The following is a 14,127-nucleotide window of genomic DNA, read 5'->3' as shown; positions in this document are numbered from 1 at the left end:
TTACTAAAAAATATTGCACAAAGGGGCAGATGCCCTGCCCCATTATTCAACTTTATTTTCCCTATCTCCAGCTCCTATCCATGGATCTATTCCGTTTTCCCAAGCCTCTATATATTCATCTATTGTCATTATCTTTGCAAATAAACTTAAGTCTCTAAGTCCAGACTCATGCATTTCTTGAGTTTTAGATTGAGTTCCATCTGATAAAACTATTACTTTATAAGCATGATGGAGAGCATCTGATGCTGTGCTTCTTACACATACATTTGTCCAAACACCTGTTAAAACAACCGTATCTATATTTTCTTCTCTTAAATAAAGGTCAAGATCAGTATAAGCAAAGCCTGAGTGTCTTCTCTTTTGAACTATATATTCATCTCCTTCTGGTTTCAACTCTTCTATAAAATCTGAACCCCAAGTTCCCTTTACAGCATGAACAGGCCTTACCCTAAAGTCTGCATCATTTTTCCTGTGGGCTTCTTGAATATGAACAAGCTGAACGTCATCTTTACCGCTTGCTCTTCTTTCCCTAACCCACTTAAAAAGTCTTTGAAGATTAGGAACTATAAGATCAGCTCCTGGGCATCTTAAAGTTGCCTTTTCACCGACAAAGTCATTTAGCATATCTATAACTAAAATGGCATGTCTTGGCATATTATCCCTCCTAGAATTTTAATACTCTATCAAGTTTTTGAATGCTTTGTCTCTTTATCCATTTACCATAGCCTGGTTCTCCAACTATTCCTTTTTCTTCATCATATACAAGTCTTCCGCGAACAATTGTCTTTACTACCTTTCCTTTTAACTTCATTCCATCAAATGGAGTATATTTATTTAGGCATTGAATTTCTTCTTTCTTAATTATCCATTCCTTATTCAAATCTATAATTGTAAAATCAGCATCTGAGCCTATCATCAATGCACCCTTCTTTGGATAAAGCCCATAATGCTTTGCTGGGTTAGTTGATAATATTTCAACAAGTCTTGATAAAGATATTCTTCCTTTGTTATATCCTTCACTAACCATTATTGGAACCATTGTCTCTGTTCCTGGTATTCCTGGAAAAGCAGTCCATATATTCATTCCTGGTGCATCCTTTTCAGTTGCTATTTCATATGGAGCATGGTCTGTAGCTATAAAGTCAACGCTACCATCTTGAAGCCCTTTCCAAAGCTCCTCATTATCCTTCTTTGTTCTTATTGGAGGTGCTATTTTTACAAATTGTTTATATTTAGTCATATGTTCTTGATAGTTTAATGTAAGATAATGAGGACAAGTTTCTGCAGTAACATCAAGTCCCTTCATTTTTGCTTCTTTAACAAGCTTTGCACCTATTCCTGTTGACATATGAACAACGTGGAACCTTGCTCCTGTTTCCTCTGCATAGCTTATGCAAAGTTGAATTGCAACTTTTTCTGCAAGCTCCATTCTGGCCTCCGCCCAAGCTGGTCCATCCATTCTACCTTCTTCTTGGAATTTCTTAACCATGTAATCACAAATTGCAAAGTTTTCAGCATGTACACCAACAGGTAGTCCTGTTTTTGCAACTTCCTTAAATATTTCTAGCATTTCAGGATCTGTAACCCTAGGATATGATGGAACTGATGGAGTCATGTAAATTTTAAATGCTACAACCCCTTCAGCCGCTTGTTCTTCTATTATATTCAACTTTTTATTTCTAACATCTTCCCCAGTAACTCCTCCCCACATAGCATAGTCAACAATTGCTTTATCCTTTATAGCGTTTATTTTATTGTAAAGCTCTGCAACTCCTCTTACTGATGGAACTGAACAGCAAGGCATATCAATTATAGTTGTAACTCCACCAACAGCTGCTCCTTTTGTTCCTGTTAAAAAGTTTTCTCTGTGGGTAAATCCAGGATCCATATAATGTGTATGGGAATCTATACATCCTGGTAAAGTTAAATGTCCTTCAGCATCAATTATTGTATCTGCCTCAATTCCTTCTATATTATCAACAAAACCTGCAATCTTCTCATCTTTAACAAGAATGTTGGTTAAAACAGTGTCATCCCCCTGAGGAATCCTAGCATTTTTAACTATGCAATCATATCTCATAACATAACCCCCTTAATCCATTAAATGATATTCTATTATTTGTTCTTTTCTAAAGTTCTCAAGACCTAAGAAGTATTCAAGAGAATTTATAAGATAATCAAGTTTTACAGGACCTACTATTTCTGAGCCTGTAACTTGAACTCCATATCTTGCAGCTTCTTGCTTTATAAAGTTATAAACCCTATAAAGTGGAGTTTGTGAACAGTCAAACATGTTCATAGAAACTACAACTCCGCTTCTTTCAGGGAATTTAATTCCTACAGCCCTTACTGTTGAAAAGCCTCCACTTGGTCCCCTTACTGCCTTTGCTATTTTTTTTGCAATATCTAAATCTTCAGTTCCAAGGAATACATTATATGCAGTAAGTCCTTCATAATCTGCGCTAACTATTGTTGCTCCAGCAGTTGGATGAAGTGCAGGAGGTCCTATATCTGGTCTTCTCTCCTCTGTATGTACAACTTTTTTAAGTCCTTCATATTGACCTTCCCTTATATTAGAAATTGATTTTCTAAATTCGTTTCTTGCATTCTTTCCAGAGAAATATACTGGAACTTTATATCTTTCATAAATTTCCCTTCCTATTTCTTCTGCAAGATTTATAACTTCCTCTATTGTTATGTTTTTAAATGGGAAAAGTGGAATTGTATCCTGTGCTCCTATTCTTGGGTGTGAACCAGTTTGCTCTTCCATGTTGATAAGTTCATACGCCTTTCCTGCCATATTAAGCAAAGCTTCCTTTAAAGGTTTAGGTTCTCCTATTACGGTTACAACAGTTCTATTAAAATCATATTCTGGCTCATAGCTTATAAGTTTTACCCCTTCAACATTTCTTAGCTGATCAACTATAGCCTCTATAACTTCCTTTCTTCTTCCTTCACTAAAGTTTGGAACTGCTAATACATATTGTTTTTTATTATCCATCTTGTCCATCCCCCCTCTAATAAAATGTTTATTATAAAGTTCAATAAATATTAACCTAAACCTTTATAATTTTTTTACAATTACTCTGTCGAATTTAAATAAAATAAAAGCCTACTTTTGTGTAATATTTATAATCAAAATTAATATAATTCTAATTAAGGTTAATCCTAAAAAGGGGGGGAGTTTAATGCCTTTTAAAGTAATAGATTTATCTCAGGAAATATATCAAGGCATGTCTGTATTTCCTATGCATCAGAAAACCTTTATAATGGTTAATATGACCCATGAAGAAAACATGAAACAAACAGGTAGTAAAACCTTAGGTTTTTCTGCAAGAAACTTACTGATAAGCGAACATGGTGGAACTCATTCTGATGCTGTTTGGGAATATAAACCATCAGGGCCTACAATTGATAACATGCCTCTTGAATATTTCTTTGGAAGCGCAGTTTGTATAGATGTATCCTTCGTGCCTTCTTCAAGGTACATAGAAGTTAAAGATTTAGAGCTTGCTATTAAAAATTCTGGACAAGAAATTAAAAAAGGAGATATACTACTTTTATACACAGGACATTACGATAGGAATTTTGGAACAGAAAAATGGCAAACAGAATATACAGGCTTAAGCTATGAAGCTGCAAAATACCTTGCTGAACTTGGAGTTGTAAATATAGGAGTTGATGCACCATCAATTGATCATCCAAAGGATCTTGATTTTTCAGGACATCTTGTTTGTGGAGAATATAACATAACAAATACCGAAAATCTATGCAACCTAGACAAGGTTGTAAACAGAAGATTTTTATACTTTGGGCTTCCATTAAAGATAAAAGATGGTTCAGGTTCGCCAATAAGGGCAATAGCCCTATTAGAAGAATAAGGTCCGCTTAGCGGACCTTATTTTATAATATCTTTTATTTTTAAAGCCAAATGTAAGCTTATTCTGTCGTTCTCCTTTTCTACATCAAGCCCTGTTATTTGCTTTATCCTTTGAAGTCTATAAAGTATCGTATTGTAATGGGTGTATAAAACCTCTGACATCTTTTTTAAGTTTCCGTTACATTCAAAATAGGCCTTTAGAGTTTTTACAAACTCTGTAGATTTTTTTCTATCATAATCCTCTAAAGCTTCTATTGTGGTTTTGTAAAAATCCTTAAGTTCATCAGCTATTTCGTCACTGCAAAGGAGTTTATATATTCCTAGATTTTCATAAAAAACAACATTCCTTTCTTTTAAAATATCTATAGCTTTTATTGCCTTTTGAGCTTCTTTAAAGCTAGCTTTAATATTTTCAACACCCTTATAACATCTTCCAAATCCAACCATATATTCTATAAATATCTTTTTATTAAATATATCTAAAACTTCATCTTTAAAAAAGTTTATTTTTTTTCTAAAATTCTCATCCTTTTTAAAACAAAGAAGGATATCTATTTGATCCTTCTTCCCAACAACTATTCCATTTATATTGTTTTTATGTAAAATATCCTCTAAAAGATTCAAAAGATATACGCTATCGCTAATAAAATTAAAGTCAAATTTTTTATAATTTCTTCTTATTTTTATTATTAAATAACAATAAAAATCATCCTCTTTAAAGTTATATATACTTAAATTTGATATGGCCCTTGCTAGTCTTTTTTCATCTGTTGAACAAAGATCTTCAACAAATTCAATTTTATGCACATTCTCAGATTCCCTTAAAGAAAGAAGCTTTAATATCTCAACTGCCATGGTAGTCGCTGCTATTTCTAAAACTGAAAGGTCAAATCCACCTAATGGAGTTATAACAGCCCATGAAAATATATGTCCGTAAACCATCTCCTTAACAACAATCGGCATTACCATTCTTGTTATATTCTTTCCACTAATCTTTTCTACAGTTTCATAAAACCTTTTTTCTGATATTTTTTCCTTACTTTTTAAATAAAACTCATCAAAATTTTTTTTAATTTTTTCCCTTATATTTTCCTCTAACATATCAATTTTAAATATAGTTTTTTCTGGATAGTTTAACTTTAAAATAACAGGGTTTTTTACGTTTTCATATACGACATTTATAATATCCTCTATGCTTCCTCCCTTTAACATAATATTCATCATATCTTCATGAACCTTTTCGAGCCTTTGAAGAAGTATTGTTTGTTTATTAAAAATTTCTTTAAAAATAGGAGTCATAATCTCTGAAAAGGGAGTTAGATAATAAAGCTCTATTATTGGAAACGAAAGATTCTCTGCCAACTCTATAACTTCATCATCTAATTTTTCAAGATAAGGATAAATTTTTATGCCAAGACCTGAAAGCTTTTTTTGACTGCAGGATAATATAAATTTTTTTTGAAACTCAACATCTGCCGTCAAAGCATGGGCAGTAGTTAACAAAAATTCTCCTTCGCTTACCCAATTTAATATATCAGGGTCCGCCATTATATTAACCCTTGAAACCACATTTTTTATTCCTGAATATCCTGCTATAAGCTTACAGTTTTTCATACAATCCATTTTTAGAATATCTTCAATGGTAACTCCATTTTGTCGTGCCATTCCCATCCCCCCATAACCCTTTTTATAATTATACCAAAAATTTTTGTTGTATTATGTAACAAAATGGCAAAAACAAACATAGTTTATATTAGATAACTTTTAAAAGGTGTTTAAAATGACCTGCAACAACTATATAAACTGGTGCTTAAAATGGCTCTGTGAAGAAGAACAATGGAAAAATTTTTGTGACTTTGGATATATATACAGAATTGAAAAAGACGATTATGAAACCTTTCCTCAAAACTCTTTCATATCCTTTGAAGGAGCAATAACAAAAGGAGGAATAATTTTTGACCCTTTAGTGCCAACGGATATAATTATAAAAAACCCTGGAATATATGAAGTTATATTCTATTTAAACTGTAATTCCCAATCTATAGTTGCTTTAAAAATTGATTCGCAAAACATATCATTTCAAAATACTTATAAAAACAATGCAGCAAGTCAAGCAATATATGGGCATTCCATTTTAGAGATATTAAATCAAAATACAATATTAAGAATAATAGTATTAAACTTCACAGGGTTAAAACTCGAAAAAACTCAAGGTAACGAACCAAAAAGTACAAACGCTTCAATCATAATTAAAAGAATATGCTAATTAAGGAGGGAGCTTTATGACAACAATTACAATCCCACGCCAAGCTGAAAGCATAATAAAAATTCAAGATGCTGAAGCACAAATTTTGTCTTGTTTAAGCAAGCTTTTATACACTAACACTTCTGAGGATGACCCTACTCCAAAGGCACCTTCCATTCTTTTTAACATCTATAAACTTCTAAAGCCTGAAAATCAAGTTATACCAATGACAGCTGAAATTGCATCCTTGATAAAACAACTGCTTTGTGCCTATGCTTGTAAAGAAGCTTCTATTGCAGATATATTAAAGTCAATCTCTTGTAAGATAGCCGTTGACAATGGATTGGTTTCAATTGATGATGACTGCGATTGCTGTTTTATAAAACATGATTGCTAAAAGAGGTGATGAATATGTCAAATTTAGAAATCATGATGGATGCGCTTGCTAATGAAGTTAAAGGACTTTCTTGGATTTTCTGTAATGTTATAAAACCTTCTTTAGAAAATACTGTATCCAACCCTAATAATATAAGTGAAGTTAAAGATCAAATAAACTATCTAAAATCAATCCTTTGCGGCTATACAGCAAAGGAAAGTGCAATAGCTGACATTATAAAATCAATCGCCAAAATAGAAGCTACAAATTTAGGAATAGATCCTACAAAACTTTGTAAATTTTAATCCTATCTGCCTTTGGCAGATAGGATACATAGCAATTAAAGGAGTTAAAAAGTATGAAAAAGTGTGTAAAATGCTATAATGAAATTGAAAATACCCTTTTAGATATTCTAGAAGCTGAAAAAGATATGGCAAAATGCTTAAGTGAATTATTCTGTAATTTATCAAAAGAAATAAAAAACGTATATCCAATAGAACTTAGAATAACTCTTGCAAAAAAACTTATAGATTCCTATGCCTGCAAAGAAAAAGCGATGGCAGATTTGATAAATGCTATTAATTGTTATAAAAAACAAAGAAAAGAAATATATAAGCTTCGTTTAATATTAACCTTGTTTTTATTATATAAAATATTTAACTGTTAAAAACAAACCATAGATAAAGAATAATAAACCAATTATAATCATAATATCTTCAATTATCCTTGAAGTTTTATAATTAGCATCAATAAACCTTGCAACTCCCTTTAAAGCAAGTATATTTAAAATAACAAACCATACAGCCATACCTAAAATTATGGATATTAAATAATAAATAAAGTCTTCTTTTCTAAACTGCTGAATTAATGTTCCACTCACCATTATCCAAAAAGAATGATTCATTGGATTTAACACAGCAAGCATAAATCCCTTTAAAAAAGGCAAAGAATCATATTTTAGCAAGGATTTGCTTTCTTTTTTTCTATCTAAAAATGTAAATAATAATATTAAAATACCACAAAGCATAAAAAATACTGATTCTAACTTTTTATCATCAAATAAGCTAAAAAAACCTATATTTATAAGAATTATATCTAAAGTATCTGCAAAAACAGCTCCAAAAGCAACCTCTATTCCTTCTTTTAAACCTTTATTTAAAGTTCTTTTTATAGATTCAATTCCTACAGGGCCTAAAGGAAGAGCAAAAAATATTCCTGTAAAAAAACCTGCTATTATATTTTTTAAAAAACGTAAAACTTCCCTCATAAAACCTCATCCTTTTTTTAATTAAATTATATAATAATTAAAAAACACATAAAAGCTCTTTATTCTAAACTTATATGCATATAAATTAACATCTATTACAAAAAATAATTCTTGACAAAAAAATTAGAAGTTTTATAATCAAAGTCGTTGATAAAATTTTTGAAAACGAGGGGATGAAATTGGCAAAGGCAAAGAATGGAAAGATAAAATTATATGGATTTAACAATTTAACAAAATCTTTAAGCTTCAACATTTATGACATATGCTACACAAAAAACGAGGAGGAAAGAAAAAGATATATTGAATACATCGACGAACAGTATAACTCTGAAAGACTTACAAAAATACTAAAAGATGTTACTGAAATGATTGGAGCAAATATACTAAATATAGCTAAGCAGGATTATGACCCTCAAGGTGCAAGCGTAACCATATTAATCTCTGAAGAAGAAGTACCTCTATACGTTCTTGACCCAAGCTGTAATAGGGGAGTATTAACTCCATTGAGGGAAAACATAGTAGCACACCTTGACAAAAGCCACGTAACAGTGCACACATACCCAGAAAGCCATCCAAAAAATCAAATATGCACCTTTAGAGTAGACATAGATGTTTCTACCTGCGGAACAATTTCACCTTTAAACGCTTTAAACTATCTTATAAAAAGCTTTGACTCAGACATAATAACCATTGACTACAGAGTTAGAGGATTTACAAGGGATATAGATGGAAAGAAACATTTTATTGACCATGAAATAACTTCAATCCAAGATTATATAGAAGAAGATATATTACAAAAATATGACCTTATAGACATGAACGTATATCAATCAAATATATTCCATACTAAAATGAAGGTTAAAAACCTTAACCTTTCAAACTATCTATTTGACATAAATGAAGAGGATTTAAGCGATGAAGAAAAGCAAGAAATTTTAAAGCAACTCAACAGGGAAATGACAGAGATATTCTATGGAATAAATATAAACAACGTATAAAAAGCTGCCCTAGGGCAGCTTTTCTGCACTTCTTGAGGCTATTATGTTTATTCCTGTATTTAATATATTTTCTACAATAACCTGTCCCATTTTAACTGGAGCTTCAACCTCTATTTTATTTAAATAATCAATACATTCAAATAGTAAACTCTTTGGAATTTCCCCCTCTGACCTTACAGGAAGTCTTTTTAAATAAGAATTTTTTAATATTACTGTTGTTGTTAATACTCTCTTTGGATTTTCTATCTCTTTTAGAGCATAATCTTTTCCTCTTTTACATTTATTACCCTTAACTTCTATATCTTTATGCTTAATTACCTCTAAATTACAACCCATAGGACATTCTATACATATTAAATTTATTTTTTCCATTTAATCACTCCTTTACTTCAACAAAAAGCTTATCATCCTGTTTTATATCTAATTTTGAAAAATCTATATTTATAGTTTCCATCTCTCCAGGCGTTACTTTATCTTTCTTTATGCTTTTTATCACCTTTTCATTTAATCTTACTTCTAATTTGCAATCTTTATATATATTATCTACTCTAAAAAATAAAGTAACTTCCTTTGAATTATTTATATTTATAATTTGAGGAACAACATATCTTATACCTTTTCCATTTATTGTTATAATTTTAACACCATCACGTCTTAAAGTTCCTTTTATATATTTTGCTGCAGCTTTTCCTGCCCTTTTAGCCTCCAAAGTTACATAATCAACAAGATCATGAACATGAACTACATTTCCACAAGCAAATATACCTTCTATATTAGTTTCCATAGATTCTGTAACAAAGGGCCCTGAAGTTCTTTTATCTATAATTACCCCTGCTTTTTTTGAAAGCTCATTTTCTGGAATAAGCCCAACTGAAAGAAGAAGCGTATCACACTCATAATATATTTCTGTTCCCTTTATGGGATTTTTATTTTCATCAACCTTTGCAACAACTACCCCCTCAACCCTACTTTTCCCTTTTATATCTATTACAGTATGTTCAAATAAAAGAGGTATATTAAAATCCTTAAGACACTGAACTATATTTCTTGTAAGCCCTGTAGAATAAGGCATTATTTCAACTACAGCAATAACCTTGGCTCCTTCTAAAGTTAACCTTCTTGCCATTATAAGTCCTATATCTCCTGAACCTAATATAACAACTTTTTTCCCTACCATATATCCCTCTATATTTAAAAACCTTTGAGCTGTCCCTGCAGTAAATATTCCCGAAGGCCTAAATCCAGGAATTGATATAGCTCCCCTTGTTCTTTCCCTACAGCCCATTGCCAAAATTACTGCCTTAGCATTTATTTTTTTATATCCTAATTTTTCATTTAGAATATAAACTTCCTTTTTATCTGTTATATCAAGCACCATAGTATTTGTAATATACTCTATATTTTTCTCCTTTAAAATATTTATAAACCTTTCAGCATACTCAGGACCTGTAAGTTGCTGTTTAAATATATGAAGTCCAAATCCATTATGAATACATTGTTGTAAAATTCCTCCAAGCTCTCTATCTCTTTCTATCAAAAGAATTTTATCAATACCATTTTCTTTAGCTTCAATAGCAGCAGCAAGTCCAGCAGGACCACCGCCTATTACAACTAAATCATACTGCATATCAGTCCACCTCTTTCTTTGTAGGTCCTGTTAATATATACGACCCTTCATGATCTTTTATAATATCCTCCATTTTAACCTTAAGTTCCCTTGAAAGTATTTCCATGACCCTAGGACTACAAAATCCTCCTTGACATCTTCCCATTCCTGCCCTTACTCTTCTTTTTACTCCATCTAAAGTAGTTGCCCCAAGAGGTCTTCTTATTGCATCTACTATTTCACCTTCTGTTATTTCTTCACACCTGCATATTATTCTTCCATACCTTGAATCTTTTTTTATAAGCTCATTTTTTTCTTCAAAGCTTAAATCTGAAAATTTAATTATTCCCTTTCTTTTATTTTTAAAGTTATTCTTTCTTACAAACTCAAGTCCTGAAGATTTTAAGATATCTAAAACATAAAGGGCAATAGCTGGAGCTGCTGAAAGACCTGGAGATTCTATACCCGCAACATTAATAAAACCTTTTGAATCCTCAGCTTCTTTTATTATAAAATCATCAAGCTCTGTCCTTGCTCTAAGACCTGCAAAATTTGTAATAGACATGCCTATAGGAATATCCTCCACCGACTTTTTAGCGGTATCTAATACAAATCTTAAACCTTCCCTTGTTGTGTTTATAGCCTCTTTATCCTCTAAATCCTCAGCATTAGGCCCTATTAAGGTATTTCCATGAACAGTTGGGGTTATTAAAACGCCTTTTCCTAATTTTGTTGGACACTGAAATATAATATGATTTACTAATTTTACTGATTTATCTAAAAGATAATACTCTCCCCTTCTTGGAATTATTTTAAATCTATTTTTAGATACCATATCATTTATCTTATCCGCATAAAGTCCAGCACAATTTACAACGTATCTTGCTTTAAATTTTTCATTTTTTGTATAAACAACATAAACATCTTCTTTTTTTATGTCTATAACTTCACTATTTAATCTAAACTCAACTCCATTTTCGTAAGCGTTTTCAGCAAGGGCTATTGCCATTTCAAAGGGGCCTATTATCCCTGCCGTTTTAGCATATAAAGCTGCTTTAACAGTTTTATTTACATTAGGTTCAATATTAATAACCTCTTCTTTTGATAAAATGTAAAGGTCCTTTACTCCATTTTTTATTCCATTATCATAAAGTTTATGTAAAGTATTTAAATCATTATCATCAAAGGCCAAAACCAAAGAGCCTATTCTTTTAAAAGGAACATCTAAATCCCTACACAATTTATCAAACATTTGATTTCCTAAAACATTTAATCTTGCCTTTAATGTTCCATTTTTCGCATCATATCCTGCATGGATAATTGCACTATTTGCCTTAGTTGTTCCATTTGCAACATCATTATCCTTTTCAAGAACGCAAACCTTTAAATTATACTTAGATAACTCCCTGGCTATACTTGTTCCTATAATCCCTGCCCCTATGATTAAAACATCATACATTTTTTATCCCCCTTTTTACCCCCAAAGCTTTGCTTTGGGGGTTATTTTAATCATTATCCCAATTTAATACCCTATTAACTGCTTTTTTCCATCCTGAATATCTTTCTTGTCTTGTCCTTTCATCCATCAATGGTTCAAATGCTTTATCCACCTTCCACTTGCTTGAAATTTCATCTGTATCTTTCCAATATCCTACTGAAAGTCCAGCCAAATATGCAGCTCCTAAAGCAGTAGTTTCTGTTACAACTGGTCTTAATACATTAACTCCTAATATATCTGCTTGGAATTGCATCAAAAAGTTATTTACAACAGCTCCTCCATCTACCTTTAAATTCTTAAGCTTTATACCTGAATCCTGCTGCATAACCTCTAAAACATCCCTTGTTTGATAAGCTATAGATTCTAACGTAGCTCTTATAATATGAGCCTTATTAGCTCCCCTTGTAAGTCCTAAAATAGCCCCTCTTGCATACATATCCCAATAAGGTGCTCCCATACCTACAAAAGCAGGAACTACATAAACTCCATTTGAATCTTTAACGCTTGTCGCATATCTTTCAGACTCCGCGGCATTTTCAATAAGTTTTAATTCATCCCTAAGCCACTGTATTGCCGCTCCTGCTATAAATATACTTCCTTCAAGGGCATATTCTACTTTTCCATTTATACCCCAAGCAATAGTGGTTAAAAGCCCGTTATTTGAATGCACTAGCTTTTCTCCTGTATTCATAAGCATAAAACAACCTGTCCCATAAGTATTTTTAGCCATTCCAGGCAAGAAACATGCCTGTCCAAACAGTGCCGCCTGCTGATCTCCAGCATCCCCTGAAATTGGAATTTCCACTCCAAAAATATCTTTGCTTGTATAACCGTAAACATAGCTTGATGGACATACCTTAGGAAGCATACCTTCTGGAATATCAAGTTCCTTTAATATATCTTTATCCCACTCAAGACTATTTATATTAAAAAGCATAGTTCTTGAAGCGTTTGAATAATCCGTTACATGAACCTTTCCTCCAGTTAAATTCCATATAAGCCATGTATCTATATTTCCAAATAAAACTTCTCCCTTTTTAGTTTTTTCTCTAACTCCCTCTACATTATCTAATATCCATTTAATCTTGGTTGCTGAAAAATAAGCATCTATAACAAGCCCTGTTTTGTTTCTTATAACCTCAGAAAGCCCCTTTGCTTTTAATTCATCGCATATAGAAGCTGTTCTTCTGCACTGCCAAACTATTGCATTATATACAGGCTTTCCTGTATTTTTATCCCATACAACTGTTGTTTCCCTTTGATTTGTAATGCCAATTGCAGCGATATCCTCTGGTTTTATATTTGTCTTTCTTAAAACTTCTTTAGCAACAAAAATCTGACTTTCCAAAATTTCAACAGGATCGTGCTCGACCCAACCGGGCTTTGGATAAATTTGCTTAAACTCTTTTTGACAAACTCCAATTATTCTTCCTTCCTTATCAAAAACTATCGCCCTTGAACTTGTAGTTCCTTGATCTAAAGCTAAAATATATTTCATCAATATCCCTCCTTTTTAAAACAATGCAACGTAAGTAAAGGCAGCCAATAATGCTCCTATAATAGGTCCTAAAACAGGAATCCAAGCATATGACCAATCTGAGTCTCCTTTACCTTTAATAGGGAGTAAAGCATGGGCTATACGAGGTCCTAAGTCCCTTGCTGGATTTATAGCATAACCTGTAGGCCCTCCAAGAGAAAGTCCTATTGCAATTACTAAAACTCCTACTATAAATGGGTTAAGGCCATCTGCAAATTTATTAGCACCAATTGCTAGAATACCTAAAACTAAAACAAATGTTCCTATAATTTCACTTAAAAGGTTTGCAAAAGTACATCTTATAGCTGGAACAGTTGAAAATATTGAAAGCTTTGCAATCTTATCCTCTGTAACCTCCCAATGTTTATAATAATGTAACCAAACAAGAACTGCACCTAAAAATGCTCCTATAAGTTGTGCTACTACATATCCTAAAACCTTTGACCATTCAAATTTTCCTATTGCCGCTAGAGCTATAGTAACAGCCGGATTTAAATGGGCTCCACTTATTCTTCCTACCGCATATACAGCAATCGCAACCCCAAGTCCCCATCCTGCAGTTATAACCATCCATCCGCCATTTTGAGATTTTGACTTATTTAACAATACTCCAGCAACAACACCATCTCCAAACAATATAAGAAGCATTGTTCCTAAAAGTTCTCCTAAAAATGGTGACATATAAAATCCCCCCTCTTAAATTTTAAAATTTAAGCTTTA

At 32.1% G+C, this 14,127-nt stretch carries 16 protein-coding genes; 6 read left to right on the top strand and 10 right to left on the bottom strand.

Annotation, left to right across the window (positions count from 1 at the left end; translation table 11 throughout):
• Positions 1-42 precede the first annotated feature (42 nt).
• Genes C4R78_RS01075 through ftcD form a run of 3 tightly spaced genes read right to left on the bottom strand, consistent with a single transcriptional unit; the run spans position 43 to position 3,010 of the window.
• Positions 43-654 carry a cysteine hydrolase family protein gene (locus tag C4R78_RS01075; RefSeq protein ID WP_103895241.1) on the bottom strand — a complete coding sequence of 204 codons (612 nt, stop codon included), beginning with the start codon at positions 652-654 and terminating at the stop codon, positions 43-45.
• A gap of 10 nt (positions 655-664) precedes the next feature.
• Positions 665-2,080 carry an allantoinase AllB gene (gene allB / locus C4R78_RS01070; RefSeq protein WP_103895240.1) on the bottom strand — a complete coding sequence of 472 codons (1,416 nt, stop codon included), beginning with the start codon at positions 2,078-2,080 and terminating at the stop codon, positions 665-667.
• Positions 2,081-2,092: 12 nt separating this feature from the next.
• Positions 2,093-3,010, bottom strand: coding sequence for a glutamate formimidoyltransferase (gene ftcD / locus C4R78_RS01065; RefSeq protein WP_242971170.1), 918 nt, complete (start codon positions 3,008-3,010; stop codon positions 2,093-2,095).
• A gap of 178 nt (positions 3,011-3,188) precedes the next feature.
• Here ftcD and C4R78_RS01060 point away from each other — a divergent pair, with 178 nt between their 5' ends.
• A complete protein-coding gene (locus C4R78_RS01060; RefSeq protein WP_103895238.1) occupies positions 3,189-3,881 on the top strand; it encodes a cyclase family protein in 693 nt (230 codons plus the stop codon).
• 17 nt (positions 3,882-3,898) lie between these two features.
• Here C4R78_RS01060 and C4R78_RS01055 read toward each other — a convergent pair whose 3' ends face one another.
• On the bottom strand, positions 3,899-5,545 hold the full coding sequence (locus tag C4R78_RS01055) for a PucR family transcriptional regulator (protein WP_103895237.1): 1,647 nt from the start codon (positions 5,543-5,545) through the stop codon (positions 3,899-3,901).
• Positions 5,546-5,660: 115 nt separating this feature from the next.
• Between C4R78_RS01055 and C4R78_RS01050 the strand changes: the two genes are divergently transcribed.
• From C4R78_RS01050 to C4R78_RS01035, 4 genes are read left to right on the top strand one after another with little or no spacing between them, the layout of a single operon-like run.
• Positions 5,661-6,146, top strand: a complete 486-nt coding sequence (locus tag C4R78_RS01050; RefSeq protein ID WP_103895236.1) for a hypothetical protein — start codon at positions 5,661-5,663, stop codon at positions 6,144-6,146.
• 16 nt (positions 6,147-6,162) lie between these two features.
• A complete protein-coding gene (locus C4R78_RS01045) occupies positions 6,163-6,522 on the top strand; it encodes a hypothetical protein (RefSeq protein WP_103895235.1) in 360 nt (119 codons plus the stop codon).
• Positions 6,523-6,536: 14 nt separating this feature from the next.
• Entirely contained in the window at positions 6,537-6,806 is a 270-nt protein-coding gene (locus C4R78_RS01040) for a hypothetical protein (protein WP_103895234.1), read from the top strand.
• A gap of 53 nt (positions 6,807-6,859) precedes the next feature.
• Entirely contained in the window at positions 6,860-7,168 is a 309-nt protein-coding gene (locus C4R78_RS01035; protein ID WP_103895233.1) for a hypothetical protein, read from the top strand.
• Here C4R78_RS01035 and C4R78_RS01030 read toward each other — a convergent pair.
• Positions 7,145-7,768: a LysE family transporter gene (locus C4R78_RS01030; RefSeq protein WP_103895232.1), complete on the bottom strand. Its 624-nt coding sequence runs from the start codon at positions 7,766-7,768 to the stop codon at positions 7,145-7,147. The genes C4R78_RS01035 and C4R78_RS01030 overlap by 24 nt on opposite strands.
• 179 nt (positions 7,769-7,947) lie before the next feature.
• Between C4R78_RS01030 and speD the strand changes: the two genes are divergently transcribed.
• On the top strand, positions 7,948-8,766 hold the full coding sequence (gene speD / locus C4R78_RS01025; protein ID WP_242971169.1) for an adenosylmethionine decarboxylase: 819 nt from the start codon (positions 7,948-7,950) through the stop codon (positions 8,764-8,766).
• 9 nt (positions 8,767-8,775) lie between these two features.
• Here speD and C4R78_RS01020 read toward each other — a convergent pair whose 3' ends face one another.
• Genes C4R78_RS01020 through C4R78_RS01000 form a run of 5 tightly spaced genes read right to left on the bottom strand, consistent with a single transcriptional unit; the run spans position 8,776 to position 14,088 of the window.
• Entirely contained in the window at positions 8,776-9,138 is a 363-nt protein-coding gene (locus C4R78_RS01020; protein ID WP_103895230.1) for a DUF1667 domain-containing protein, read from the bottom strand.
• A 4-nt stretch (positions 9,139-9,142) separates the two neighbouring features.
• Positions 9,143-10,393, bottom strand: coding sequence for an NAD(P)/FAD-dependent oxidoreductase (locus C4R78_RS01015; protein WP_103895229.1), 1,251 nt, complete (start codon positions 10,391-10,393; stop codon positions 9,143-9,145).
• Between the two features lies 1 nt (position 10,394).
• Complete coding sequence (locus C4R78_RS01010; RefSeq protein ID WP_103895228.1) at positions 10,395-11,831, bottom strand: NAD(P)/FAD-dependent oxidoreductase; 1,437 nt, start codon at positions 11,829-11,831, stop codon at positions 10,395-10,397.
• 46 nt (positions 11,832-11,877) lie between these two features.
• Complete coding sequence (glpK, locus tag C4R78_RS01005) at positions 11,878-13,371, bottom strand: glycerol kinase GlpK (RefSeq protein ID WP_173689725.1); 1,494 nt, start codon at positions 13,369-13,371, stop codon at positions 11,878-11,880.
• Positions 13,372-13,383: 12 nt separating this feature from the next.
• Positions 13,384-14,088 carry an MIP/aquaporin family protein gene (locus C4R78_RS01000; protein ID WP_103895226.1) on the bottom strand — a complete coding sequence of 235 codons (705 nt, stop codon included), beginning with the start codon at positions 14,086-14,088 and terminating at the stop codon, positions 13,384-13,386.
• Positions 14,089-14,127: the final 39 nt, after the last annotated feature.

Source organism: Caloramator fervidus, assembly GCF_900108045.1.
In the GTDB taxonomy this organism is placed as follows: domain Bacteria; phylum Bacillota; class Clostridia; order Clostridiales; family Caloramatoraceae; genus Caloramator; species Caloramator fervidus.
The sequence above is the reverse complement of the archived record's forward strand: the minus strand, read 5'-3'. Positions and strand labels throughout refer to the sequence as shown.

Excerpts from the sequence above, each read along its gene's own strand:
- C4R78_RS01020 (WP_103895230.1), bottom strand. The coding sequence starts at position 9,138 with ATGGAAAAAATAAATTTAATATGTATAGAATGTCCTATGGGTTGTAAT.
- C4R78_RS01050 (WP_103895236.1), top strand. The coding sequence starts at position 5,661 with ATGACCTGCAACAACTATATAAACTGGTGCTTAAAATGGCTCTGTGAA.
- C4R78_RS01075 (WP_103895241.1), bottom strand. The coding sequence starts at position 654 with ATGCCAAGACATGCCATTTTAGTTATAGATATGCTAAATGACTTTGTC.
- C4R78_RS01030 (WP_103895232.1), bottom strand. The coding sequence starts at position 7,768 with ATGAGGGAAGTTTTACGTTTTTTAAAAAATATAATAGCAGGTTTTTTT.
- C4R78_RS01060 (WP_103895238.1), top strand. The coding sequence starts at position 3,189 with ATGCCTTTTAAAGTAATAGATTTATCTCAGGAAATATATCAAGGCATG.
- C4R78_RS01045 (WP_103895235.1), top strand. The coding sequence starts at position 6,163 with ATGACAACAATTACAATCCCACGCCAAGCTGAAAGCATAATAAAAATT.
- allB (WP_103895240.1), bottom strand. The coding sequence starts at position 2,080 with ATGAGATATGATTGCATAGTTAAAAATGCTAGGATTCCTCAGGGGGAT.
- C4R78_RS01015 (WP_103895229.1), bottom strand. The coding sequence starts at position 10,393 with ATGCAGTATGATTTAGTTGTAATAGGCGGTGGTCCTGCTGGACTTGCT.
- C4R78_RS01035 (WP_103895233.1), top strand. The coding sequence starts at position 6,860 with ATGAAAAAGTGTGTAAAATGCTATAATGAAATTGAAAATACCCTTTTA.
- C4R78_RS01010 (WP_103895228.1), bottom strand. The coding sequence starts at position 11,831 with ATGTATGATGTTTTAATCATAGGGGCAGGGATTATAGGAACAAGTATA.
- C4R78_RS01055 (WP_103895237.1), bottom strand. The coding sequence starts at position 5,545 with ATGGCACGACAAAATGGAGTTACCATTGAAGATATTCTAAAAATGGAT.
- C4R78_RS01000 (WP_103895226.1), bottom strand. The coding sequence starts at position 14,088 with ATGTCACCATTTTTAGGAGAACTTTTAGGAACAATGCTTCTTATATTG.
- ftcD (WP_242971170.1), bottom strand. The coding sequence starts at position 3,010 with ATGGACAAGATGGATAATAAAAAACAATATGTATTAGCAGTTCCAAAC.
- C4R78_RS01040 (WP_103895234.1), top strand. The coding sequence starts at position 6,537 with ATGTCAAATTTAGAAATCATGATGGATGCGCTTGCTAATGAAGTTAAA.